This is a genomic window from Halomonas sp. H33-56, from assembly GCF_040147035.1.
Classification (GTDB): domain Bacteria; phylum Pseudomonadota; class Gammaproteobacteria; order Pseudomonadales; family Halomonadaceae; genus Halomonas; species Halomonas litopenaei.
The window spans coordinates 2,047,086-2,072,174 of record NZ_JAMSHP010000001.1 but is presented as its reverse complement, the minus strand read 5'-3'; the positions used below and the strand labels follow the sequence as shown (position 1 = coordinate 2,072,174).

Here is a 25,089-nt window from a genome sequence, read left to right as displayed (position 1 = left end):
CTGTTTCAAGGAAACGCCTGATGCGTCAATTTCCGTCGCTCCCCCCTACTCTGTCAGCGTTGCTTACGGCCCTCGTCATCAGCGCGCCGGTCAGCGCAAACGACGCGCCGGTCAGCGCAAACGACGAGCCGCCCATCCAGAACGACCCACGCTCGGGTGGCGAAGGCTCGGTTAGCCAGTTCGACCATAACGCCTACTCGCTGCCCCTTGGCAACATGAGCATGACCAAGCGCCTGGACTTCAGCGTCGGCAACAGCTTTTTCCGCAACCCCTGGGTGGTGGCACCGGCCAGCACCGATGCGCGTGACGGCCTCGGACCGCTGATCAACACCAACAGCTGCCAGGGCTGCCATATCAAGGACGGCCGCGGTCACCCTCCGGCCCCTGGCGAGGCGCCGGTGTCACTGTTCCTGCGCCTGTCGCTGCCCGCCGAAAGCGACGAGGATCATGACATCGTAAGGCGCACCGGCGCCGTTCCGGTGCCCCACTACGGGCGCCAGCTTCAGACCGCGGCGATTCCCGGCGCCACGCCGGAAGCCGACATGGTACGCACCCTCGAGGATCGCGAGATCAGCTTCGACGACGGACACCGCGTGGTCCTCACGGCGCCCGTCTATTCCATCGAGAACCCCGCCTACGGGGAGCTGCCCGAGAATCTGCTGACGTCCCCCCGGGTCGCCCCGCCGATGATCGGCCTGGGCCTGCTCGAGGTGGTCGACGAGGCGCAGATCCTGGCCTGGGCGGATGAGCAGGACGCCGACGGCGACGGCATCTCGGGCCGGCCCAACCGGGTGTGGGACGTGCGCCAGCAGGCCACCGTGCTGGGACGGTTCGGCTGGAAGGCCGGTGAGCCCACGGTGGAACAGCAGAGCCTGCATGCCTTTGCCGGCGACATGGGCCTGACGTCGCGCCTGGCCGCGAGCACCGACTGCATGCCGGGCCAGGGCTGCGAGGACTTCCCCGATGGCGGCGATCCCGAAGTCAGTGACGAGGTCGCCGACTTCATCACCTTCTACGCCTCGAGCCTGGCCGTACCCGAGCGACGCGACATGGATTCGCCAGACGTCCAGGCCGGCGCCCGTCACTTCAACACCCTGAGTTGCGCCAGCTGTCATCGCCCGTCACTGACCACGCCGGAAGACACCGAGCGCGCCGAATTGGCCGGACAGACCCTGTGGGCCTACACCGACATGCTGCTGCATGACATGGGCGAGGGCCTCGCCGACGGTCGCCCCGAGTACCAGGCCGACGGCAATGAGTGGCGCACCCCGCCGCTGTGGGGGCTTGGCCTGGCCCAGAGCGTCAATCCCCAGGCTGGCTTCCTGCACGACGGACGGGCTCGCACCCTGGAAGAGGCGATCCTGTGGCACGCCGGTGAAGCTGACGCTTCACGAGATGCCTACAAGGCGCTCGAGGCCCACGAGCGCCAACAACTACTGGACTTCCTGAACTCCCTATGACGACTTCTCCACGACACTCGGGCAGCGCCCTGGCAGCCGCCCTGCTGCTGGCGACCGCCGGCTTGACGCTAGGTGGGCCCGGGACGGCCCTGGCCCAGGGGTCCTCTGACGCCAGCGCTGACACCACGCATGATGCAGAGAACGAAAGCACCCCGCGCAGCGTCTGGCATCACGATATCGGGCTTGGCTATCGGCAACTGGCGAGCCGAATTCAGGCACTGGCCGAACGCCTGAAGGCCAGCTGCGGCGAGGTCGACCGCCCAGCGCTGCGCAGTGAATGGCTTGCGGCCTACCAGGCCTGGCAAGCGGTGCGCTTTGTCGACTTCGGGCCGATCGAGGTGGACAGCCGCGCCTGGCAGCTGCAGTTCTGGCCCGACGCCAAGAATCTTGTGGGTACCCGCGTCGGCGCCAGGCTACGCCAGGACGCCCCCGTCAGCGCCGACGACATCGCCGAGGCCGGCGTCGCCGAGCAGGGCTTCCCGGCGCTGGAAGTGCTGCTCTACGACGACGTCATGGCCAGCCACTCGCTGGGCGATCCCCTGCCCTGCGCCCTGGCTGGGGCCATCGGCAGCCACCTGGTCGCCGTCAGCGACGCCGTGGTTGCCGACTGGCAGGCCTTTGCGCCGCACTACCTGGCCACCGACAGCTACAACGAGGCGACCCTGCACGGTGCGATGCAGTCTCTCGAGATTCTGGAGGACAAGCGCCTCGGCGAGCCGCTCGGCTTGATGGGCGCCGCGCCCAATGCCTATCGCGCAGAGGCCTGGCGCAGTGGCCAGTCGGTGGCCCTGGCGGCCGCCAGCCTGGCGGGTCTCCAGCAGTACTTCGAGCCGGGCCTTGCGACCTGGCTGGACCAGGCCGGCCATGCCGAGCTGGGCGACGCCTTTGCTCGCCAGCTGGAGGACACGCTCGATCAGGCCGAGGCGATCGACACCGGTATCGTTGATGCGTTGGCCGACCATTCCGATGGCGATTCCAGCTCCCCGGCTGCACAACAAGAACTGGCGGCCCTCTACCTGGAGGTGGCCCAGCTGCGGGCGCTGCTCGATGATCAGATCGCCCCCGCCCTGGGGGTGGTCAAGGGCTTCAATTCCAGCGACGGAGACTGACCCGGTGGCGTCACTTCCTTCTCTGTCCCGGCGGCGCCTGCTCAAGGCGTCGCTGCTGGGACTGGCCGCCACCGGCCTGCCGGCCAGTCTGTGGGCGCTGGACGATGATGGCCGCCGGCAGTGGTACTTCAGCGCGGTGGACGACAGCGACGGTGGACACCACCTGGCAGGGCTGCGCCGCGACGGCGCGGGTCACTTTCTGCTGCCGAGCCCGGAGCGCTGCCACGGCGGCTGCCTCAGACCAGGCCGCGACGAGGTAGTACTGTTCGCTCGACGGCCAGGCCAACGCTTCCATGTGCTCGACGCCAGGCGCCAGGCATCGACACTCGAGATCAGCGCAAGCCAGGGGCGGCACTTCTACGGCCACGGCGTGTTCGACCCGAGCGGTCGCTGGCTCTACGTCACCGCCAATCGCATCGACGACGCCATGGGGCTGGTTCAGGTGCACGACGCCGAGCAAGGCTACCGGCATGTGGGCGACCACCTTCTCGACGGCATCGGTCCCCACGAGGTCGGCCTGATGCCTGATTGCGAGACCCTGGTGGTGGCGCTGGGCGGTATCCGCACCCATCCCGACAGCGGGCGGGCCAAGCTCAACCTCTCGGACATGGACCCCGCCCTGCTGCTGCTCGATCGCCATAGCGGCGAGATCCTCGAACGCCATCGGCCATCCCACCACCAGCTGAGCTGTCGCCATCTGGACATCGCCCCCGACGGCACCGTCGTCGCCGGCTACCAGTTCCAGGGCCCCGAGTGGGAGACCGACCACCCGCTGATCGCCAGGCGCGCACCGGACGGCAGCTTCAGCGAGCAGGTGCTGCCCTCGCCCCTGCAAGGGCGTCTGGCCCAGTACACCGCCAGCGTGGCGGCCAGCCAGGTGCGCCCGAGTGCGGCGATTTCCGCCCCACGAGGCAACAAGGTGCTGGTGCTGGGCAGGAACAGCGGCGAGCTGCTGGCACAGTTCGATATCGAGGACGCGGCAGGCGTTCGCTGCGACGGCGCCGGAGGCTATCTGGTCACCACCGGCGGTGGCGAGGTCCACCGCATCGACGATGGCGGCCGCCATTACCAACTGGCCGCCTTGCCGCTGCGCTGGGACAACCACCTGACCTGATCACCACCCGCGGGTTATCGGCCATCAGGCCGTCGACCAAGACATCGCTCCTGGCATCAATCCTGTCATCGCCCCTGGCATCGACGACCGCGCCAACAACACGGCCAGGCCCCTTCGGGCCTGGCCGTTGTGCACTCAAGTACTGCTGGGGGGCTTAGCGGATGATGCCTTCCCTGCGCAGCCGCTCAATATCGGACGCCGACAGCCCCATCTCGGCCAGCACCCTGTCGCTGTGCTCACCAAGGCGTGGTGGCGCGGAATCGGCGGTGGCACTGGCCCCATCGAAGCGCAGCGGGTTGGCGACCTGGGGTACGCCGTCGATTTCCCGGGCCATGCCACGGTGACGCACCTGAGGATCGGCGAACACTTCCGGCAAGGTATGGATGGGCCCTGCCGGTATCCCCCGGGCCTCGCATTCGGCGAGCCAGTGATCGCGCTCGCCACCGCTCAGAATGCCCTGGATCAAGGCCACCAGATCCTGGCGATGGGCGACCCGTCCTTCGTTGGTGGCGTAGTCGCCTTCGGCCCATTCGGGGTGCCCGAGCAGCTCAGCCAGGCGGGCGAACTGGGCGTCGTTGCCCACGGTGAGCACCAGATGACCATCGCGGCAGGCGAACGCCTGGTAGGGCACGATATTCGGATGAGCATTGCCGAAGCGCTGCGGTGCCACACCGCTGACCAGGGTGTTGAGCGCCTGGTTGGCCAGGGTCGCCACCTGAACGTCGAGCAGCGCCAGGTCCACGTGGCTGCCCTCACCGGTCTCGCGCCGGCGATGCAATGCCGCCAGCACCCCGACGGTGGCGTAAAGCCCGGTCATCACGTCGGTGATCGCCACTCCGGTCTTCATCGGCATGCCATCGGCGTCGCCGGTCAGACTCATCAAGCCGCCCATGGCCTGAATCATGAAGTCGTAGCCTGCCCGGTGGGCGTAGGGGCCGGTCTGGCCAAAGCCGGTGATGGAACACACCACCAGCGCCGGATTGATCTCTCGCAGCGAGGCAGCGTCGAGGCCATAGCGAGCTAGCCCGCCGACCTTGAAATTCTCGAGCACGATGTCGGCGCCCTTGGCCAACGCCTTGATCAGGCGCTGGCCATCCGCGCTTGCGATGTCCACCGCCAACGACTGCTTGGCACGATTGGCGCAGAGGTAATAGGCGGCCTGGCGTTCGACCGCATCACCGTCGATCGGCTCGCCCTGATGCCAGGGCGGCCCCCAGCCGCGGGTGTCATCGCCACGACCGGGGTGCTCGATCTTGATCACCCGAGCGCCGAGGTCGCCGAGCAGCTGGCCGCACCAGGGGCCGGCCAGCACCCGCGACATGTCCAGCACGGTAACCCCCTCGAGCGGCCTGGCGGCGCTGGCAGCTTGCGCGCTCTTGCCTGGACCGCTACCGCCTGCCGTATTGCCGGCGCCGGCCTCCGCTGAGCTGTCTGCCTGGTGCATGGCGGTGTCACTCACCCGGTGAAGGCCTGCAGGCCGGTCTGGGCACGCCCGAGGATCAGCGCATGCACATCGTGGGTGCCTTCGTAGGTGTTGACCGCCTCGAGGTTCATGACGTGACGGATGACGTGGTACTCGTCGCTGATGCCGTTGCCGCCATGCATGTCCCGGGCGACCCGGGCGATATCCAGCGCCTTGCCACAGTTATTGCGCTTGATCAGCGAAATCGCCTCGGGCACCAGTTGGCCGTCGTCGATCATCCGCCCCACCCGCAGCGACGCCTGCAGGCCCAGGGCGATCTCGGTCTGCATATCGGCGAGCTTCTTCTGGATCAGCTGATTGGCGGCCAGCGGGCGGCCGAACTGCTTGCGCTCCATGGTGTAGTCACGTGCGGCGTGCCAGCAGGCCTCGGCGGCGCCCATGGCACCCCAGCTGATGCCGTAGCGGGCGCGGTTGAGACAGGAGAAAGGCCCCTTCAGGCCCTGCACCCCAGGCAGACGCTGGTCGTCGGAAACCTCGACGTCCTGGATCGCGATCTGGCCGGTGATGGAGGCGCGCAGGCTGAACTTGCCCTCGATCTTGGGCGCGCTGAGACCAGGCATGCCCTTCTCGAGCACGAAGCCGCGGACCACCCCCTCCTCGTCCCGTGCCCAGACCACGAAGACGTCGGCGATCGGCGAGTTGGTGATCCAGGTCTTGGTGCCGTTCAGGCGCCAGCCGGAGTCGGTGCGATAGGCCCGAGTCGACATGCTGCCGGGATCGGAGCCATGGTCCGGCTCGGTCAGGCCGAAGCAGCCCACCCACTCACCGCTGGCAAGCTTCGGCAGGTAGCGATCGCGCTGAGCGTCGCTGCCGAAGGCGTGGATCGGGTACATGACCAGGCTCGACTGCACGCTCATGGCGCTGCGATAGCCGGAATCGACCCGCTCGACCTCACGGGCGATCAGGCCGTAGCTGACGTAGTTCATGCCGGCGCAGCCGTAGCCATCGATGGTGGCGCCGAGCAGTCCAAGCTCCCCCATCTCGTTCATGATCTCGCGATCGAAGCGCTCGTGACGGTTGGCCTCGAGCACCCGGGGAAGCAGCTTTTCCTGGCAGTAGTCGTGGGCGGTCTGCTGGACCATACGCTCTTCCTCGTCGAGTTGATCGACGAGGCGGAAGGGATCTTCCCAGGTAACGGGGGTGATGCTGGTCATGGCGGGGGCTCCAGAATTTCTACATTTTCACCAAATGTAGACCTAATGGTCGATCTTGCCAACCCCCACCTTGGTCGAGCGATGACGAATCACGGACCTCGACGTCGAACGACGAGGCCCGAACGTCGTCAGCCCGGCTATTGGCCGGACGACTCGCCGGCCCGGTACAGCGACTGGATGCTGGAAAAATCCAGACCGCCGTTGCCCTGGGCGCTGTGCAGCGCGAACAGGTTGCGCGCCTGGGAACCCATCGGCACGCTGGCGCGGGACTCAAGCGCCAGCTCCCAGGCAAGCCCCAGGTCCTTGGCCATCAGGTCGGTCAAGAAGCCGCCCTGATAGTCACGTGAGGCGGCGGAACCCTCCATCACCCCGGGCCAGGGGTTGTAGACGTTCAATGCCCAGTTGCCGCCGCTGCTCTGCTTCATGATCTCCGACAGCACGGCCGGATCCATGCCGTTCTTGACCCCGAGAGACAGCGCCTCGGCGGTACCGCTCATCAGGATGCCAAGCAGCATGTTGTTGCAGATCTTGGCCACCTGACCGCTGCCGCTTGGGCCTGCGTGGAACAGGTTCTTGCCCATGGCCTCGAGTACCGGACGGGCCTGCTCGTAGGCGTCGGCGTCGCCACCGACGATAAAGGTCAGGGTGCCGGCCTTGGCGCCCCCGATGCCGCCGGACACCGGCGCATCGAGGTAGGCCAGACCACGCTTGGCGGCCTCGCCCGCCACCAGCCGGGCATCGTCCGGCGAAATGGTGGAGGCATCGAGCAGCAAGGGCCGCGACGAAAGCTGGTCAAGCAGTCCCTCGGCACCGTCACGGCCGAGGTACAGCGCCTTGACGTGCGCCCCCGCCGGCAGCATCGAGACCACCACCTCGGCGCCTTCGGCGGCCTCCAGGGCGGAACTCGCCCGACTCGCGCCCTGCTCTTCAAGCGTCGCCATGGCCGATTCGACCAGGTCGAAGACCCGCACCTGGTGGCCCGCGCCGACCAGATTGGCAGCCATCGGCGCGCCCATGTTGCCAAGGCCGATAAAGGCGATTTGCATAAGATGTCTCCTGGCTATCTAACGAATTGTGATTGTTGTGCTGTCGCGTTTCGCGGCGATCAAAGGTCGTCCAGTGGCCCGGGACCGTTGCCCCAGGGGGCTCCGAACATCGCCGCCAGATCGGCGCTGCCTACGCTTGCGACGTCTCGATGCCGCCACTGCGGTGACTTGTCCTTGTCGATCAACAGCGCGCGCACTCCCTCGGCGAAGTCGCCCAGCACGTTGCACTGGATCGACACCACCAGCTCGTCGCGGAAGGCGTCGGCCAGCGAGGAGTGGCGATGTCGCTCGAGCATCCGCCAGGCCAGGTGCGCGGTCAGTGGACAGCCTTTCTCGAGTCGTGCGCGATTAGCCGAAAGCCAGTCATCGTCGCGATCATCGCCCAGGATGGCAGCCACGGCGTCCTCTACGCGGCCCTTGAGGGTCAGCGAGGTGATGTGATCCAGATGCGGCCAGACCTGCGCCCCGGGGGCCTTCTCCGGCGCCTCGAATTCACCGAGTACGTCGCACACCAGCGCCTCGGCGTCATCCACGTGGCCGGGGGCGAAGTGGCAGTCGCAGAGTCGCGCGAGCAGCTCGTCGCGCCGCTCGCGCGGCACGAAACGATCCGCCATGCCCAGGTCGAGGGCGTCCCTGGCATTGATGCTGGCACCGGTAAGGCCCAGGTAGAGCCCGACCCCCGGCGGCATCTTGTTGAGAAACCAGCTGGCCCCGATATCCGGATACAGACCGATGGTGATCTCCGGCATGGCGATCCGAGTGGTCTCGGTCACCAGACGATGCCGACCACCGGCGGTCAGGCCGAGCCCACCGCCCATGACGATGCCGTCCGCCCACACCAGCAACGGCTTGGGATAGGTATGCAGCCGATAGTCGAGGCGATACTCGGCGGAAAAGTAGTGGCTGGCATAGCTGCCGACACCACGCCCGGCCTCCTGCTCGCGCTTGAGCTCTCGCACCAGCGCCACCACATCGCCACCGGCGCAGAAGGCCTTGTCCCCCTCACCGTCAAGCCATACCGCGTGAACATCGGGGTCCTGGGCCCACTCCTCGAGTTTTTCGTCGAGCAGCTCGATCATCTCGAGCGACAAGGCGTTCAAGGCCTTGGGCGCGTTCAGGGTGGCGATGCCGATGCAACCGCCGCCGGCCGCCGGGCGGCGTTCGAATCTGACCAGGTCGTGACTCATTGTTTGGCTCCTTGCACTCTTTTCCATGCGCTGTCTGTTCAATCCGACGTCACTGCAGCGATTCGACCACGCCGTCGGCGAGCAGGCGACGACCGACGATCAGGCGCATGATCTCGTTGGTCCCCTCGAGAATCTGGTGCACCCGGGTATCGCGGACCAGGCGCTCCAGCGGGTACTCACGAATGTAACCGTAGCCCCCGTGGAGTTGCAGTGCCTCGTTGCAGACCTTGAAGCCGATGTCCGTGGCAAAGCGCTTGGCCATGGCGCAGTGGGCGGTCGCCTCGGGATCGCCCTGGTCCAGCCGCCAGGCGGCCTGGCGCACCATCAGACGGGCCGCCATCAATTCCGTGGCCATGTCGGCGAGACGGAACTGCAGCGCCTGAAAGGACGACAGCTCGCGACCGAATTGCTTGCGCTCGCCGAGGTAGTCGCGCGCCAGGGTCAGCGCATGCTGGGCCGCCCCCAGCGAACAGCTGGCGATATTGAGACGGCCACCGTCCAGCCCCTTCATGGCAAACCGGAAACCCTCGCCCTCTTCACCCAGACGATGGTCGGCGGCGACCCGCACACCATCGAAGCTGACCAGCCGAGTCGGCTGGCTCTTCCAGCCCATCTTGTCCTCGTTCTTGCCATAGCTGACGCCCTCGGCGTCCGCCGGTACCACAAAGGCCGAGACGCCACGGGCGCCGCTGTCCGGCTCACCGGTGCGCGCCATCACCACCAGCACCTCGGTGGAACCGGCACCGGAGATAAACATCTTGGCCCCATCGATGACATAATCATCACCGTCTCGCACGGCCTTGGTACGCAGATTGGCGGCATCCGAACCGGCACCGGGTTCGGTCAGGCAATAGGAACCGAGCCACTCACCACTGACCATGGCCTCGACGTAGCGATCACGGACGCCGTCGGTGGCCCAGTTGGCAATCATCCAGGTGACCATGTTGTGGATGGTCAGGTAGGCGGTGGTGGCGATACAGCCCTGCGACAGCTGCTCGAAGATGAGCGACGCATCCAGGCGCGAGAGCCCCAGACCGCCGTGTTCTTCCGGGGTATAGATCCCCAGAAAGCCCGCTTCGCCGGCACGCCGGATGACGTCCAGCGGAAAGTGCGAAGTGGCGTCCCACTCGGCGGCGTGATCTTTGAGTTCGACTCGGGCAAAGTCGGCGGCGGCGTCGACCAGGGCCTTCTGATCGTCGGTAAGGGAAAAGTCCATGGTGGCATCCTCATGTTCAAGACGTCGATGGCGAGCCAGACAGCGAGTCGGACAGCGAACCGTTCGGCTGGCCATTCAGCCGGCCGGGCGGCTTCCCCGCCATGCAATGGGACCCAACCTAGCACTTGCTCGGTTTTCGACCTATCAACCCATAGTCGTACACGGCGCTGCGGCCCTGAACACCGGGGCGCCTTGCCCAGGCGAGGGTCAATTTCGCTACATCCACTTTACGTTAACGTAAACTTTGACTAGTGTCTTTTCCAAGGACCCCGCCGCGTCGGGTCCTCCCAACAGGACAGAGCATCATGAGCAAAACCGCCAGCGCCAACCGCGCCTCAGGCTCCTCCAGCGAAGCTCGCCAGCCCACCGCGATCTCCCGCACCTACAGTATCGGAGAGCTGGCCAAGATGTTCGAGGTGACGCCTCGGACTATCCGCTTCTATGAGCAGGAAGGGCTGTTGGCGCCCCGACGCCAGGGTCAGAAGCGCATCTATCGCGAGAAGGATAGGGTGCGCCTGAAACTGACGCTCAGAGGCAAGCGGCTCGGGTTCTCGCTGGCCGAGATACGCGAGGTGGTGATGATGTACGACGCCATGCCGGACGGAAACGCCCGCCAGCTCAAGCGTCTACTCGAGATCATCGCCGAGAAGCGTGCCGAGCTCGACCGTCAGCTCGAGGATATCCGCCTGATGCGCCTCGAGATGGACGATGTCGACCGGCGAGCCCGGGACGCCCTGGGTCAGCTCGGCGAGAAGGGCTAGCTCCCGTCCTCCACGACTGGCTGCTGGTCCCTCGCCTGCTGCGACACCCTGACTGCCAATGCTCTGCCCCGAACAATGACAACACCCTGCCCCACGGCAATCACCAGACGACAAGACGAGAGCCACGATGACACGCCAGTCTGCTTCCTCTCCCGATCTCGCTCCCTCGACCGCGCCCTCACCCTCGAGCGTGAGCTACGTCAGCGGCATCAGTGACCTGCCCCTGAAGGGCCAGACCATCGGTGACTGCTTCGACGAAACGGTATCCCGCTTCCCCGACCAGGACGCCTTGATCAGCCGCCACCAGGGGCTACGCTATCGCTGGTGCGAGCTCCAGGACGAGGTGAACCAGGCGGCCCGCGCGCTGCTGGCCATGGGCGTCAAGAAAGGCGACCGGGTGGGCATCTGGTCACCCAATTGCGCTGAATGGACGATCACCCAGTTCGCCACCGCCAAGATCGGCGCCATCCTGGTCAACATCAATCCGAGTTACCGCACCCATGAGCTCGACTACGCGCTCAAGCAGTCGGGCACCTCGACGCTGATCCTCCAGGGCAGCTTCAAGACCTCGGACTACGTAGCCACCCTGGCGGAGCTTGCCCCGGAGCTCAACGACGTCCAGGGGGCTGGCCCGCTCAAACTGGCAGGACTACCCGAGCTCAAGCGTGTCATCTGCCTCGACTCGGCCAAGACCCTGCCAGGCATGCTGGCCTGGGAGCGCATCTTCGAGCGCAGCGACGAAGTCAGCGCCGAGGAACTGGCCGAGGTGCAGTCAGGTCTGCAGTTCGATGAACCAATCAACATCCAGTACACCTCCGGCACCACCGGTGCGCCCAAGGGCGCCACCCTGTCCCACCACAACATCCTCAACAACGGCATGTTCGTGGCCAGGGCGATGAACCTGACCGATCAGGACCGCATGGTGATTCCGGTACCGCTTTACCATTGCTTCGGCATGGTGATGGGCAACCTGGGCTGCGTGACCCACGGCGCCACCATGATCTACCCCGCCGACGGCTTCGACCCCGAGACCACCCTGGCAGCGGTGGCGGAAGAAAAGGCCACCACGTTGTACGGTGTCCCCACCATGTTCATCGCAGAGCTCGAACACCCGGACTTCGAACGCTACGACCTGTCGTCGCTACGTACCGGGATCATGGCAGGCTCCATCTGCCCGATCGAGGTGATGCGACGGGTCATCGACCAGATGAACATGCAGGACGTGACCATCTGCTACGGCATGACCGAAACCAGCCCGGTCAGCTTCCAGACCACCACCGATGCCCCGCTGGACAAGCGCGTCACCACGGTGGGCACCATCCACCCGCATCTGGAGGTCAAGCTGGTGCATCCGGAAAGCGGCGCGGTAGTCCCGAAGGGCGAGACCGGCGAGCTTTGCACCCGTGGCTACAGCGTGATGCTCGGCTACTGGAACAACGAGGAAGCCACCGCCAAGGCCATCGACAACGCCGGCTGGATGCATACCGGCGACCTGGCGACCATGGACGATGAAGGCTATGTGGCCATCGTCGGGCGTATCAAGGACATGATCATCCGCGGTGGCGAGAACATCTACCCCCGCGAGATCGAGGACTTCCTCTACACCCATCCCGCCATCTCCGACGTTCAGGTCATCGGTGTACCCGACCAGAAGTACGGTGAGGAGGTCATGGCCTGGGTCAAGCTCAGCGAAGGCGAACAGCTCGACGAGGAAGGACTCAAGGCCTTCTGCAAGGGCAAGATCGCGCACTACAAGGTGCCGCGCTACGTCAAGTTCGTCGACGAGTTCCCGATGACCGTCACCGGCAAGGTGCAGAAGTTCAAGATGCGAGAGGAAGCCACCCACGAACTTGGACTGGCCTGAGTCCTGAATAGCAGGACCTGAAAGCCAAGGTCCTGAAAGCCAAGAACTTGAAAGCCAAGCTCCTGGCTTACCTGGTACCCAAAGTCAGAAGCGCCCCGGAGGCTATCCCCGGGGCGCTTCTTGTATTGCTGACGCCGGACACTGGCGGTCGGTCTTGCCCTAACCTTTTTACATCCCCTTCGGCGCGAAGATGCCGGGGGCGTTTCGCCAGTAACCTTTACCGACCTTATATCAGCATACCGAAACCAAAGACGTAGTGGTCGGCCTTACCTTTTCACATCCCCTTGGGGGCAAAGATCCCCGGGGCGTTGCGCCAATAGCCTTTAATGTCCATCCCGAAACCAAAGACATAGCGGTCGGCGACCTCCAGGCTGCAGTAATCGGCCTTGAGGCCAGGCACTGCCTTGCGGTCGTGATTCTTGTCCACCAGTACCGCGGTGGAGATGCTCTTGGCGCCGGCCTCGCGGCAATAGTCGAGGATGGCCGCCAGGGTGGCACCTTCGTCGAGGATATCGTCGACGATCACCACATGACGTCCGGCCATGGGAATCTCCGGCGAGACACGCCAGAACAGCTCGCCCCCTCGGGTCTTGCCGCGATAGCGAGTGGCGTGCAGGTAGTCCACCTCCAGCGGGAAGCCCAGGCGCGGCAGCAGATGACCGGTCGTGATCAAGCCACCGTTCATTACGCAGTAGAACACCGGCAGTTCATCGCCGAGATCCCGGGTAATCTCCTCGGCCATGCGATCGAGCGCACGCTCGACTTCATCATGGCTGATCAGGCAATCCGCGGTGTCCATCACCTCACGCATATCGTCACGTGAAGCGCTATGGGCAGGGTCCAGTTTCGGCATAACAGTCAACTCGTTTCAAACATCAATCGGAAGTCATCGCCTCGAGGCGAGCATGTACCCGGCGCCAGCGAGACAGGGCCGGCAAGGCGTCCAGGTCAGGACGAGCGCGACCATAGCGCAAGCGTGAAGCCCGGCGAACGGTACGCTCGGCGCAGGCATCGAGCACCGCCTTGGCAGCGGCTCGGTCATTGCACACCAGCACCATGTCACAGCCGGCGTCGAGGGCCGCCTGGGCGCGCTCCACCGGCCCACCGGCGACCTGAGCGCCGGCCATGGTCAGGTCATCTGAAAAGATCAGGCCCTTGAAGCCCAGGCTCTCACGCAGCATGCCAAGCCAGGGGCGCGAAAATCCTGCAGGCCTTGGGTCAAAGGCGGGATACACCACATGAGCCGGCATCATGCCATCGAGCCTGGGTGCCAGAGACTGAAACGGCACCAGGTCGTGCTGTCGGAGTTCGTCGAGGCTACGTTCGTCACGCGCGACTTCATGGTGGGTATCGGCCTTCACCCCGCCATGCCCCGGAAAGTGCTTGCCGACCGCCGCCATCCCCGCGTCGTGCAGCCCCTCGACGAAGGCACCCGCCAGCAGCGCCACGGTCTCGGGATCACCGGCAAAGCTGCGATCACCGATCACCGATGACAGCCCGACGTCGACATCCAGCACCGGCGCGAAGCTCAGATCGAGGCCACAGGCGGCCATTTCCATACCCAGTAGCCAGCCGGCGTCCTGGCACAGCCGTACGGCCGTCTCGGGTGAGTCCAAGTACTCCTGCCCCAGGCGGGACATCGGCGGCAGCCGGGTGACTCCGTCTTTCAGGCGCTGGACACGCCCTCCTTCCTGGTCGATGCCCAGCAGAAGATCAGGACGCACCTCTCGAATCGACCGGCACAGTTCGCGCACCTGGTGCGCATCTCGAGTGTTGCGTCCAAACAGGATGACACCACCGGTGGCGGGATGCTCGAGCAGCGATCGCTCCTCTGCCGATAGCTCATGGCCATCGAGATCCAGCATCACGGGTCCGAACGTCTGGGTCATGTCGCTTACCTGATCGGAAAAAGGGAACAATTTTAGACTAATGGCTGAGCAGGTGACACCCCAAGGGCGACGCAGGAAGCCCGGCAAGGGACGTCCAGCCCCCGACATCACCCGCTGCCTTGCCGTATCACCAGACAATCGCCTCTTGCCAACGGTAGAATAGCCTCCTTTGACCGCCCCCGAACCACGGAGCTCCTTTTGCTTTTTTCGGATGTCACTTTCGCTTCTCTTGCTCTTGTTGCTCTGCTGGGGTTATGCCTCGGCAGCTTTCTCAATGTCGTCATCACTCGCCTTCCGGTCATGTTGATGCAACAGTGGCGCACCGAGGCCCGCGCGGCTCTCGAATTGTCGGACGATATCGAGGAGCCACTGTCACTGGCCCACCCACGCTCTCGCTGTCCGCGCTGTCTCACCCCTATCGCCTGGCACGACAACCTGCCGTTGCTGGGATGGCTCAAGCGTCGCGGACGCTGCGCCAACTGCCAGGGACGCATCAGCATCCAGTATCCGCTGGTGGAACTGGCCAGCGCCCTGCTCGCGGTCTGCTTCTGCATCCTCCACGGACCCACCTGGCCTGCCCTGTGGCTCTACGGCGCCAGCCTGACGCTGCTGGCCCTGGCGGTGATCGATCTGCGCACCCAACTGCTTCCCGACGCCCTTACCCTGCCCCTTTTATGGTGTGGACTGCTTTACCAGCTGCTGTTCAGCCTCGCCAGTCTGGATGATGCGGTGATCGGGGCCACCGCCGGCTACGCCGTGCTGTGGGCCATCGGCAAGGCCTTTCACGTCCTCACCGGACGCGACGGCATGGGGCTTGGTGACGTCAAGCTGATTGCCGCACTCGGCGCCTGGCTCGGCTGGCAACTGTTGCCACTGGTGATATTGATCGCCGCCTTGCTAGGTGCAATTTCGGGTCTGCTGATACAGTGGAGGTCCCGACACCTGAAGGGCCAGCCCTTGCCGTTCGGTCCTTCGCTGGTATTGGCCGGCGGTCTTGGCCTGCTCGCCGGCAATGAACTGCTCACCGGATATCAGGCGCTGTCGGGACTGACATGAAGACACGCTGCGCTCGGTGACACGGGGTGAATGGCGTCTCGAAATGGAAAGTTGCACCTCGTAAACTGCGTTCTCTCAGCGCTGCAACCTTTGATCGTCGCTTGCCGACGTTGCACTCAAGGCCCAGGCTACTGCACTACACAAGCACTACGCTGAACACACGAAGGGAGTATGGGTGGCATGATAATTGGACTGACTGGTGGCATCGCCTCAGGCAAATCGACGGTAGCCCGTCTGTTTGGCGATCTCGGCGCTCGCTGGGTCGATGCCGACGATATCGCGCGAGAGGTCGTCGCCCCGGGCGAGCCGGCCCTCAAGGCCATCGTCGACCGATATGGAGATGCCATACTGACCAGAGAAGGTCGCCTCGACCGTGCTGCCTTGCGCGCCCTCGTCTTCGCAGACGAAAAGGAACGCCGCTGGCTTGAAGCGACCACCCATCCACGCGTGCGCGAACGGCTGGTCACGAGACTGTCGCTGTTGCGGCAGCAAGACGCCCCCTATGTGCTGCTGGTTTCCCCGTTGCTGTTTGAATCCGGGCAGGTGGACATGGTTCAGCGCACCCTGGTGGTAGACGTACCAGAAGCGCTGCAGATCGAACGCACTACCCAGCGCGATGATGTCGATCTCGCCCAGGCCAAGGCTATCGTGGCCTCGCAGATGGGGCGTGACGAGCGGGTGTCACTGGCCGACGATGTCATCACCAATGACGGTGATCTAGCGGCGCTCTCCGAGGCCGTCAAGGTACTGGATGCCACCTATCGCAGGCTCGCCGCCAAGGCCTGAGCCTTTCACTTCCGCTATCGACGTTTACGTCTTGCATCAGGAGCCCCACATGTCACACAGCACTCGTCAGGGCACCTTGAAGGTTGCCTGCCCACAATGTCGCAAGGAAGTACTCTGGACGCCCGAGAACAGCTATCGCCCCTTCTGCAGCAAGCGCTGTCGTCTGATTGACCTGGGGGCCTGGGCCGATGGCAGCCATCGCATTGCCGGCGAACCCGCCATGGACGAAACCAGCATCGATGAATGGGTCGCCAGAGCCGAACGCGACCTGCACAACCAGGACTGAACGATGGACCGGCCAGGCAATGCCAGCGCCCCGTCACGGCCCGCCTACCAGCTATTGGCAGAGCTCGACGCAGGGTTCGATCGGATCATCGCGTGCGCCAGAGCGGTCGTCGACCGCTGGCAGGCATCACGCCTTCCTGCCTGGTCCTTCGATCGCGAGACAGCCGATGCGGACTGGCTGCGCCAGGCGTTACTGGATCTGTGGTATGTCGACGGCCAGGACGGCCGTGTCACACGCAGCTATATCGGTCTGGTGGCCGCAGACCCTGTCACCTGCGAGGCGGCTCTGGCGCTGAACCAGGCCAAGGCGGAGTTTTCTGAACGGCTGAGTGTCATTCGCCAGCAATCGCCCCAACTGATACCCGAGATCAAGGCCAGGCTGCCGATACGCCACCCGGAACTCAATGATCACCTGGGGGGCGCTGGCCTCGCCCGCCTCCATCTGAAACAGACCTGGCGCGCCCTGCCCATCGCCGAGGCGCCGGTGGAGCGGGTTCGTCTGGCCTGGTACGCCAGCGGACGCTCCATCACCCGCTTGAGCGTGGCCGAAGTCGAGCGCAAGCTGATGGCCTTCGACACCGAGTCACCGCACATTCGCATTCAACTCGAGCGCCTCGCCGGCATTCCTTCCAGCGAGCCCCTGGCCCAGGTGCAACGACAGGCACCGCTGATGCGAGCCAACCTCTTTTACCGGGACCCTCTGCCGGACGGTCGCCTCAGGCGTGCCATGAATGCGGCTCTACCCCTGCTTGTGCCCCAGGCGCAACTCCCCCATCACAACCTTCCGCCGGCACAACCGCCAGCCGAACGCCAACGCGCCCGGAGAAGCGACGAACGCCTCGAGGACACCCCCTTCCTGCCAAGCTTGAGAGTCTTTCGCTACCGCTGAAGGGCCCGGTGCGGCGCACGCCAGCGCGCCCGCTCAACGAGGCTTGCCCCTGACCTGCCAAAGCACCTGCACCCCGCCTCAGGCGCCTGCGTTCCGGCAACCGCCATACGTAGCGCGCGCCTGTCGGCAAGCGCTGACATCAGCAATTGCTGACATCATTTTGCAGTATTTGCGCAAAGACGCCACGGCCTTTACCCACAGAGCCGTCGGAAAATCCCTGTCAAAATCGCACAGGTTGAAGTCCGGCAAGACCCATCTCGATGACCCCTGACAAAGGCAGAGGTCATGCGGTCAGGCGATGCGCCCCATCGATTGCAGCGTGGCGACCAATTCCCGCACCGATTCAGGGGTCTGGGCATATTCCTGGATCAAGCCCAGCAGCCGCCGCTCGAAGTCCTCTTCCTTACGACGCTGCTCTTCTTCTTCCAGGCTGTCGATGGAGCGGACCGGAGGGCCGGTGGGGATCTCGGCGGCCTTGTTCGGGTTGTCCAGGCTGCGCAGCGCTTCCGCGAAGGCGTCATCCAATTCACGAAAGCGGCGAAGCTTCTCGCGTTCGTCCATAGGCTTTTGGGAACTCTGAGATTTCATTTGTTACCAGTCGTTAACGTCGATGGAGGTGCGACAGATTCAGTATCCTGCGGCACCACCTTATCAAGAAAGGCTCGAAAATAACGCCTTTTTTACTTTCACAACAGCATGTTAGATATGCAATCCATCACTGACGTTTTGTGCACAAACGATCAAAACGGCACATTGCACTTGCCAGACAGGCGCGCTAGACTGCATAACTACGTAACAGGATGTATCCTAACGCTACAAACCTACACCATCATACCTCGGGACAGGCGGATGTTCCGACTACAACGACCAGCGATACGGACGCTCGGATTCGCTCTCCGAGGACCCAGGGAGGGTCGGATCCGCGCCGATGGTTCAGGGAGGCAAGACCATGTTCAACGAGATGATGCGCGCCGAAATCTGGCTCCAGGAAACCCTGGACAGTCAGCTTAGTATCGAAGATCTTGCCACGCGTATGGGGTACTCCTCATCCCAGGTGCGTCGGCGCTTCCGCCAGTCGTTCGGCATTTCGCCAAGTGCCTACCGCGACATGCTGCGGCTCGAGAAGGCCGCCAGGCTGCTGATCCATACGCCCCACGGCGTGCATGATATCGCCAAACGCTGCGGCTATCGCAATCACTCGGCGTTCACCCGCGCCTTCCAGCGCCGCTACCGTGTCGCTCCCCGGGAGTACCGCCAGAACCAGCGCCTGGAACTCTATCGCCAGCGCCACAATCTGCCCCACTTCTCGGTGAAGATGGCCGACCTGCCGCTGCGGCGTGCCGCGGTCACCCGCCTCTATCAGCCGCCCGAAATCATCGAAAACCTGGACAACTGGCAGCGTAATGCCGAAGGCGCCTACGATCTTCCGGCACGCCTCACCAACGCGGCACCGATCGCTATTCTTCACGATCACCCGCTGGCCAGCGAGGCGCCCCGTATCGACCTGGGTGTCCACGTCGACGAAGAACACGCACACCGCCTGGCGCTGCCACTGCCGTTCCGCCTGGTCATGCTGCCGGCCCAGCGACACGCCTGCATCACCCTCGAGGACAGCTCACACCTGACCAGCGCCATGCTGTTCATGGCCTGTCGCGGCCTGTCCGAACACGGCGTCTACCTGAGCGGCGAAGCGCCTCAGCTGGTCAAAGGCAAGTATGGGCTGGAACTGCGACTGCCGCTACTCGAAGAGGACTGATCGCTTAGCCTCTCCGAGCCCGCAAGCCTCCCTTCTGGTGGCCACTTCGGTGGCCACCTTTTGCGTTCCATCATACCAGAATTCAAGCAGAGTACCGGCAACGACAAGGCCACAGCCCCGCTTCGCCTGGATCACACTGTTCCTGCATCACACCGGTGCAGTGGGAGGCCACGCTTCGTCCCCTCCCCGGAAACCAGAAACATCGCAAGGGGCAGTCGAAGCTACGGGCTTCGGGCTTCGCCTCCAACGAGACGCAGCCGATCAAGGAATACCGTGCAAAAAGAAACCGTCCCGAACAATACGACGACGTCACTGTCATGTCGATGGTTCAAGACGGCTTCTGGCACCGCAAGCCTGAAGATCGAAACAGTGCCGGACCGATGCAACGTCCAAGGCACTGGCTCATCTGCGGCTCAAACAATCATCAGTCTTCTACACGCACCAGCCAGGACTCGACGGTGTCATTACCGTGCTCTTCCTTCCAGGCCTTCAACGTCTTCTGATTGCCACCACGAGTTTCGACGACTTCGCCGGTATTCGGGTTCTTGTAGATCTTGAGCTTGCGCTTGCGACGACCGCCAGCGGCCGGGGCAGCGGCCTTTGCCGGGGAAGCAGCGGACTTCGGATCCAGGATGGCGATGACGTCAGATGCGCTCTTGTCGAACTCTTTCATCAGCTCTTCGAGCTTTCCCTTGAACTCGAGTTCGGACTTGAGACGGTCATCGTTCTGGAGCTGACCAAGTCTTTCCTGCAGTTGCTGGAGCTGCTGCTCCATCTGCATATAGTCATTCAAAAGTGAAGACATTAAGGTACGCCTATAGTAGTTGCTTTCGGATGCAGGGGCATTATCACTCCTGCATGAGTATATGACAACCAGCCAAACGACGTTATTCAAACGTTATTGGCCAAAAGCAAAGTCAAAATCCTGTCAAACAAACGGTAGATGCTTATAACAAGGGCATCAACCCTAAAACACGTCCCCTCAAGCATATGCGGTAAAAACTCGCCCAACTCACCAATAATACTGAGGCAGCGCCGCCACGAGGGACATTCCAGCCCTCTACAATTTCTTACATATAAAAAAAGAGCGCTCCCCGAAGGAAGCGCTCTTGACCATTACCAGTCCCGAACAGTGTCGGGGTCCGGCTTAGTCCTGACCCATCTGCTGCTTGATCAGGTCGCCGATGGTGGTCGGGCCACCGGTCTCGACTTCCTGGTCGCGCAGCTTGCTCATGTTGCGACGGGTGTCGTCCTGGTCCTTGGCCTTGACGGACAGGGCGATCTGACGGTTCTTCCGATCGACACCGACGATACGGGCCTCGACGCTGTCGCCTTCGTTCAGCACGTTGCGCGCGTCTTCGACACGGTCAGCGCTGATCTCGGACGCCTTGAGCACGGCAACGACGTCAGTCGCCAGCTCGACGTGAGCTTCCTTGGCGTCAACCTCGACGACACGACCGGTAACGATGGTGCCCTTGTCGTTGACAGCCAGGAACTCGGCAACCGGGTCGGTATCGAGCTGCTTGATACCCAGGGAGATGCGCTCACGCTCCGGATCGATGGACAGGATGACGGCTTCGGCCTCATCGCCCTTCTTGAAGGAACGCACGGCTTCTTCGCCAGTCTCGGTCCAGGAGATGTCGGACAGGTGAACCAGGCCGTCGATGCCGCCGTCCAGACCGATGAAGATACCGAAGTCGGTGATGGACTTGATGGTACCGGCAACGCGGTCGCCCTTGTTGAACTGGGCGTTGAAGGTTTCCCACGGGTTGGCGGTGCACTGCTTGATACCCAGGGAGATACGACGACGCTCTTCGTCGATATCCAGCACCATGACGTCAACATCGTCACCGACCTGAACCACCTTGGACGGATGGATGTTCTTGTTGGTCCAGTCCATTTCGGAGACGTGAACCAGACCCTCGACACCCTCTTCCAGCTCGGCGAAGCAGCCGTAGTCGGTGAGGTTGGTGACACGGGCGTGCACCTTGGTGCCTTCCGGGTAACGATCCTTGATGTTGACCCACGGATCTTCGCCCAGCTGCTTCAGACCCAGGGAGACGCGGTTGCGCTCGCGGTCGAACTTCAGCACCTTGACGGTGATCTCGTCGCCGACAGCCACGATCTCGCTCGGATGCTTGATGCGCTTCCAGGCCATATCGGTGATGTGGAGCAGGCCGTCAACGCCGCCCAGATCAACGAAGGCACCGTAGTCGGTCAGGTTCTTGACGATACCGATGATCTGCTGGCCTTCCTGCAGGGTGGCGAGCAGCGCTTCACGCTCGGCGCTGTTCTCGGCTTCGAGAACGGCACGACGGGAAACGACAACGTTGTTGCGCTTCGGATCGAGCTTGATGACCTTGAAGTCGAGCTCTTTGTTCTCCAGGTGCGTGGTGTCGCGCACCGGACGAACGTCGACCAGAGAGCCGGGCAGGAAGGCACGGATGGAGTCGACGTCGACAGTGAAGCCGCCCTTGACCTTGCCGTTGATCACGCCCTTGACGATCTCTTCCTTCTCGAAGGCAGCTTCCAGCACCTTCCACGCTTCGGCACGCTTGGCCTTCTCGCGGGACAGGCGGGTTTCGCCGAAGCCGTCTTCCACAGCTTCGAGGGCCACGTGGACCTCGTCACCGACGGCAATGGTCAGTTCGCCGCTGTCGTCGCGGAATTGCGCGGCAGGGATCTGACCTTCGGACTTCAGGCCGGCATTGACGGTGACCCAGTCACCTTCGATGTCGACGACAGTAGCCGCGACGATCGCGCCCGGCTCCATGTTGATGTCCTGGAGAGACTGTTCAAACAGTTCAGCAAAGCTTTCGCTCATGATGTTCCTACGTGATCAACGTTGAGTGCGGCAGGGCCGCTTCTCCGCACCACCAGCAAGTGCGGGCCATATTCAAAAACCCCCGGGGATGTTGGCACTGGTTGGACCTGACCGAGTTTTCCGTTTCCTGTACTCGGGCACGTCGTGACATCTGGCCGGGGACGCCGCAAGGGAGTTCAGGTGCCGGACAGGAGCCCCTTTCGGGACAACAGTTCGGACAGCCGATCAACCACTTCCGGTATGCTCAGGCGGGTCGTGTCGAGCTCGATGGCATCATCGGCCGGCACCAACGGCGCCACGCTACGCTGCGTATCGCGGTCGTCGCGCGCCTGAATCTCCTTCAAAAGACTCGATAGACTAGCATCCACCCCGGCCTCCCGCAACTGCAGGTGACGCCGGCGCGCCCTTTCCTCGGCGCTGGCGGTCAGAAATATCTTCAGGGGCGCATCGACGAACACCACGGTGCCCATGTCACGGCCATCGGCGACCAGGCCGGGCGCCTGGCGGAAGCCCCGCTGACGCTCGAGCAGCGCCTGGCGCACCGCCGGCAACGCCGCCACCAGAGAGGCGCTGTTTCCCACCTGCTCGGTGCGAATCTCGCGAGTCACGTCACGCCCTTCGAGCTCGACCACCGCCTCGCCATTCTCGGCACGAAAGACCACATCGAGGGCCGAGGCCAGTGCCGCCAGCGCCGGCTCATCGTCCAGCGCGATGCCCTTGCCGATAGCCGACAGCGCGGTCAGTCGGTAGAGGCTGCCGCTATCCAGCAGATGCCAGCCCAGTCGCTCGGCAATCAGCCGGCTGATGGTGCCCTTGCCGGCGCCGCCGGGGCCATCGATGGTCAGCACCGGGGCCGAATGGTCGTCATGATCGCTCATGCCTGCTCCTCGCGTACCTCTTCGAGTTCAAGGCCGACACCTCGTGCCAGCTCGACAAAGCCGGGGAAGGACGTGGCCACGTTGGCGCAGTCGTTGACCTCGATCGGGCTTGATGCGCGCAGGGCCGCGATGGTGAAGGCCATGGCGATGCGATGGTCCTCATGACTGTCCACGCGCCCGCCGTCATAGTTGGCGCCATCGCCGCCATTGCCGACGATGTCGATGCCATCGTCATAAAGGGTGTTGTCGATACCCAGCACGCTCATGCCGTCGGCCATGGACTGCAGGCGATCGGACTCCTTGACCCGGAGCTCCTCGGCGCCGCGCAGTCGCGTGGTGCCTTCGGCGTTGGCCGCGGCAATGAACAGTGCCGGGAACTCGTCGATGGCCAGCGGCACCTGGTCCTCGGGAATGTCGATGCCCTTTAGCGGCCGATAGCGGATATGCAGGTCGGCGACCGGCTCGCCCCCTACCTCTCGCTCGTTCTCGAGGCGCAGATCCGCCCCCATGGCGGTCAGGATATTGATCACCCCGATCCGGGTCGGATTGATGCCGACGTGCTCCAGCACCAGATCCGCCCCCGGGGTGATGGCCGCCGCCACCAGGAAGAAGGTCGCCGAGGAGATATCCGAGGGTACATCGATCGGGCCAGCGGCCAGCTTGCCGCCGCCCTGCAGCCAGCAGGTATCGCCCTCGCGCTCGACGGCGTAGCCAAAGCCATTGAGCATGCGCTCGGTGTGATCGCGGGTCGGTGCGGGTTCACGCACTCGGGTCTCACCCTCGGCAAACATCCCCGCCAGCAGCAGACAGGACTTCACCTGGGCGCTGGCCATGGGCATGTCATAGTGGATGCCCTTCAGCGCCTGGCCGCCCTTGATCCTGAGCGGAGGACGCCCGCCTTCGGCGGTGTCGATCACCGCCCCCATCTGGCGCAGCGGATCGGCCACCCGCCCCATGGGACGACGCGTCAGCGAGGTATCACCGGTCAATTCGGTGTCGAAGGCCTGCCCCGCCAGCAGCCCGGAAAACAGCCGCATGGCGGTGCCGGCATTGCCGACGTAGAGCGGACCTGCCGGCTTCTTCAAGCCGTGCATGCCGACCCCGTGGATGGTCACGCGGCCCTGGTGCGGGCCCTCGATGGCCACCCCCATCTCGCGGAAGGCCTGGAGTGTGGCGAGGCTGTCCTCGCCCTCGAGGAATCCGGACACCTCGGTAACGCCCTCGGACAGCGCACCGAGCATGATCGAACGATGGGAAATCGACTTGTCGCCGGGGACCCGGATGCGACCGGTGACGCTTCCGCCCGGGGCCACCCGGTAGCGCAGCATGGCTGATTCTTGCATCTGATATTCCGCCTGATAACTGGTCTGATTCAACAGAGTATCGAAATAGTGGCGCGCATGACTGGCGCGGTCGAAGGTGGCCAGCAGACCGTCGCCATCACCACGGTTCACCGCGTCCCTGAGTCGGGCCAGACCTGACTCGAAGTCATCCAGGGCTTCGAGCACGGCACCCCGGTTGGCCTGAAAGATGTCTCGCCACATCACCGGATCACTACCGGCGATGCGGGTGAAGTCGCGAAAGCCGCCGGCGGCGTAGCGGAAGATATCGAGGCGCTCATCCTGGCGCGCCAGGGTATCCACCAGCGAGAAAGCCAGCAGATGCGGCAGATGGCTGGTGCGCGCCAGCACCTGATCGTGGCGAGCCACGTCCATCTCCAGCACCTCGGCACCGGTCAACTGCCACAGGGCCCGCACACGCTCAAGCGCCTCGGGGTCGGTAGCGCAGGTCGGCGTCAGGATCACCTTGTGGGCCTGGTACAGCTCCGGATTGGCCGCGGCCACTCCGCTCTTTTCCGACCCGGCGATGGGATGCCCCAGCACAAAGCGCGCGGGAAGCTCACCAAAGGCCTCGATGGCGGCCGCCTCGATCGCTGCCTTGGTACTGCCGACGTCGGTGATCACCAGATCGCCGGCGGCGCGGCCACGCAACGCGCCTAGCTCGCCCATGACCTGGCCCATGGCCAGCACCGGTACCGCCAGCACCACCAGGGTAGCACCCTCGATGACCTCGGAGAGTTCCGTCGACCCCGCGTCGATCAACCCCATGCGACGTCCGCACTCAAGCTCCTTCGGGTCTGGGTCACAGGCCAGGATGAGGCTGTCATCCCCCTGCCCCACCCCCGCCTTGCGCAAGGCAGCGGCCAGCGACCCTCCGATCAAGCCAAGTCCAACGATGACGATGCGTGAAGCCCGAGGCAAGGATGCGGGTACTGCGCCACGCGTTGCAACTTCCTGCATTGCGACGTCCTGCATTCCTTCTTGCTGCATTC

The 25,089-nt window shown here is 64.0% G+C and carries 22 protein-coding genes; 10 read left to right on the top strand and 12 right to left on the bottom strand.

The genetic code is table 11. From position 1 onward, the window contains the following. Positions 1–20: 20 nt before the first annotated feature. Genes NFH98_RS08890 through NFH98_RS08880 form a run of 3 tightly spaced genes read left to right on the top strand, consistent with a single transcriptional unit; the run spans position 21 to position 3,683 of the window. On the top strand, positions 21–1,460 hold the full coding sequence (locus tag NFH98_RS08890; RefSeq protein ID WP_349622567.1) for a di-heme oxidoreductase family protein: 1,440 nt from the start codon (positions 21–23) through the stop codon (positions 1,458–1,460). Continuing rightward, on the top strand, positions 1,457–2,569 hold the full coding sequence (locus tag NFH98_RS08885) for an imelysin family protein (RefSeq protein WP_349622566.1): 1,113 nt from the start codon (positions 1,457–1,459) through the stop codon (positions 2,567–2,569). The genes NFH98_RS08890 and NFH98_RS08885 overlap by 4 nt, the downstream gene beginning before the upstream one ends. Positions 2,570–2,573: 4 nt before the next feature. Then, positions 2,574–3,683 carry a DUF1513 domain-containing protein gene (locus NFH98_RS08880; RefSeq protein ID WP_349622565.1) on the top strand — a complete coding sequence of 370 codons (1,110 nt, stop codon included), beginning with the start codon at positions 2,574–2,576 and terminating at the stop codon, positions 3,681–3,683. Between the two features lie 154 nt (positions 3,684–3,837). Here NFH98_RS08880 and NFH98_RS08875 read toward each other — a convergent pair whose 3' ends face one another. The 5 genes from NFH98_RS08875 to NFH98_RS08855 all read right to left on the bottom strand — a co-directional run bounded on the left by NFH98_RS08875 (position 3,838) and on the right by NFH98_RS08855 (position 9,769). Continuing rightward, on the bottom strand, positions 3,838–5,142 hold the full coding sequence (locus tag NFH98_RS08875) for a CaiB/BaiF CoA transferase family protein (protein WP_349622564.1): 1,305 nt from the start codon (positions 5,140–5,142) through the stop codon (positions 3,838–3,840). Next, positions 5,139–6,320 carry an acyl-CoA dehydrogenase gene (locus tag NFH98_RS08870; protein WP_045994918.1) on the bottom strand — a complete coding sequence of 394 codons (1,182 nt, stop codon included), beginning with the start codon at positions 6,318–6,320 and terminating at the stop codon, positions 5,139–5,141. Before NFH98_RS08870 ends, NFH98_RS08875 begins: the two co-directional genes overlap by 4 nt. Positions 6,321–6,457: 137 nt before the next feature. Then, positions 6,458–7,366 (bottom strand): 3-hydroxyisobutyrate dehydrogenase, encoded by a 909-nt coding sequence (gene mmsB / locus NFH98_RS08865; protein ID WP_045994917.1) that lies wholly within the window; start codon positions 7,364–7,366, stop codon positions 6,458–6,460. A gap of 59 nt (positions 7,367–7,425) precedes the next feature. After that, positions 7,426–8,553: an enoyl-CoA hydratase/isomerase family protein gene (locus NFH98_RS08860; protein ID WP_349622563.1), complete on the bottom strand. Its 1,128-nt coding sequence runs from the start codon at positions 8,551–8,553 to the stop codon at positions 7,426–7,428. Between the two features lie 49 nt (positions 8,554–8,602). Then, positions 8,603–9,769, bottom strand: coding sequence for an acyl-CoA dehydrogenase family protein (locus NFH98_RS08855; protein ID WP_213230695.1), 1,167 nt, complete (start codon positions 9,767–9,769; stop codon positions 8,603–8,605). Positions 9,770–10,074: 305 nt separating this feature from the next. Here NFH98_RS08855 and NFH98_RS08850 point away from each other — a divergent pair, with 305 nt between their 5' ends. Next, a complete protein-coding gene (locus NFH98_RS08850) occupies positions 10,075–10,530 on the top strand; it encodes a MerR family transcriptional regulator (protein ID WP_083970354.1) in 456 nt (151 codons plus the stop codon). 127 nt (positions 10,531–10,657) lie between these two features. Then, positions 10,658–12,394, top strand: a complete 1,737-nt coding sequence (locus NFH98_RS08845) for an AMP-binding protein (RefSeq protein WP_349622562.1) — start codon at positions 10,658–10,660, stop codon at positions 12,392–12,394. A gap of 274 nt (positions 12,395–12,668) precedes the next feature. Here NFH98_RS08845 and NFH98_RS08840 read toward each other — a convergent pair whose 3' ends face one another. Next, positions 12,669–13,247: a hypoxanthine-guanine phosphoribosyltransferase gene (locus NFH98_RS08840; protein ID WP_045992365.1), complete on the bottom strand. Its 579-nt coding sequence runs from the start codon at positions 13,245–13,247 to the stop codon at positions 12,669–12,671. Positions 13,248–13,269: 22 nt separating this feature from the next. Next, positions 13,270–14,283, bottom strand: coding sequence for a beta-N-acetylhexosaminidase (gene nagZ, locus NFH98_RS08835; RefSeq protein WP_349622561.1), 1,014 nt, complete (start codon positions 14,281–14,283; stop codon positions 13,270–13,272). A 198-nt stretch (positions 14,284–14,481) separates the two neighbouring features. Here nagZ and NFH98_RS08830 point away from each other — a divergent pair, with 198 nt between their 5' ends. From NFH98_RS08830 to NFH98_RS08815, 4 genes are all read left to right on the top strand, one after another. Beyond that, a complete protein-coding gene (locus tag NFH98_RS08830) occupies positions 14,482–15,339 on the top strand; it encodes a prepilin peptidase (RefSeq protein ID WP_349622560.1) in 858 nt (285 codons plus the stop codon). Positions 15,340–15,519: 180 nt separating this feature from the next. Beyond that, positions 15,520–16,125, top strand: coding sequence for a dephospho-CoA kinase (gene coaE / locus NFH98_RS08825; RefSeq protein ID WP_349622559.1), 606 nt, complete (start codon positions 15,520–15,522; stop codon positions 16,123–16,125). 49 nt (positions 16,126–16,174) lie between these two features. Continuing rightward, positions 16,175–16,411 (top strand): DNA gyrase inhibitor YacG, encoded by a 237-nt coding sequence (yacG, locus tag NFH98_RS08820; protein WP_045992369.1) that lies wholly within the window; start codon positions 16,175–16,177, stop codon positions 16,409–16,411. A 3-nt stretch (positions 16,412–16,414) separates the two neighbouring features. After that, a complete protein-coding gene (locus NFH98_RS08815; RefSeq protein WP_222517241.1) occupies positions 16,415–17,299 on the top strand; it encodes a DNA replication terminus site-binding protein in 885 nt (294 codons plus the stop codon). A gap of 291 nt (positions 17,300–17,590) precedes the next feature. Here NFH98_RS08815 and NFH98_RS08810 read toward each other — a convergent pair whose 3' ends face one another. Beyond that, complete coding sequence (locus NFH98_RS08810; protein ID WP_045992371.1) at positions 17,591–17,887, bottom strand: hypothetical protein; 297 nt, start codon at positions 17,885–17,887, stop codon at positions 17,591–17,593. 361 nt (positions 17,888–18,248) lie between these two features. Between NFH98_RS08810 and NFH98_RS08805 the strand changes: the two genes are divergently transcribed. After that, positions 18,249–19,055 (top strand): helix-turn-helix transcriptional regulator, encoded by an 807-nt coding sequence (locus tag NFH98_RS08805; RefSeq protein ID WP_045992373.1) that lies wholly within the window; start codon positions 18,249–18,251, stop codon positions 19,053–19,055. Positions 19,056–19,479: 424 nt separating this feature from the next. Here the strand turns inward: NFH98_RS08805 and NFH98_RS08800 are convergent, their stop codons facing one another. The 4 genes from NFH98_RS08800 to NFH98_RS08785 all read right to left on the bottom strand — a co-directional run bounded on the left by NFH98_RS08800 (position 19,480) and on the right by NFH98_RS08785 (position 25,057). Further along, on the bottom strand, positions 19,480–19,860 hold the full coding sequence (locus NFH98_RS08800; protein WP_045994818.1) for a histone-like nucleoid-structuring protein, MvaT/MvaU family: 381 nt from the start codon (positions 19,858–19,860) through the stop codon (positions 19,480–19,482). 342 nt (positions 19,861–20,202) lie between these two features. Continuing rightward, complete coding sequence (rpsA, locus tag NFH98_RS08795; protein ID WP_253028711.1) at positions 20,203–21,879, bottom strand: 30S ribosomal protein S1; 1,677 nt, start codon at positions 21,877–21,879, stop codon at positions 20,203–20,205. Positions 21,880–22,055: 176 nt separating this feature from the next. After that, entirely contained in the window at positions 22,056–22,757 is a 702-nt protein-coding gene (gene cmk, locus NFH98_RS08790) for a (d)CMP kinase (protein ID WP_349622558.1), read from the bottom strand. After that, complete coding sequence (locus NFH98_RS08785) at positions 22,754–25,057, bottom strand: bifunctional prephenate dehydrogenase/3-phosphoshikimate 1-carboxyvinyltransferase (RefSeq protein ID WP_349622557.1); 2,304 nt, start codon at positions 25,055–25,057, stop codon at positions 22,754–22,756. The genes cmk and NFH98_RS08785 overlap by 4 nt, the downstream gene beginning before the upstream one ends. Positions 25,058–25,089: the final 32 nt, after the last annotated feature.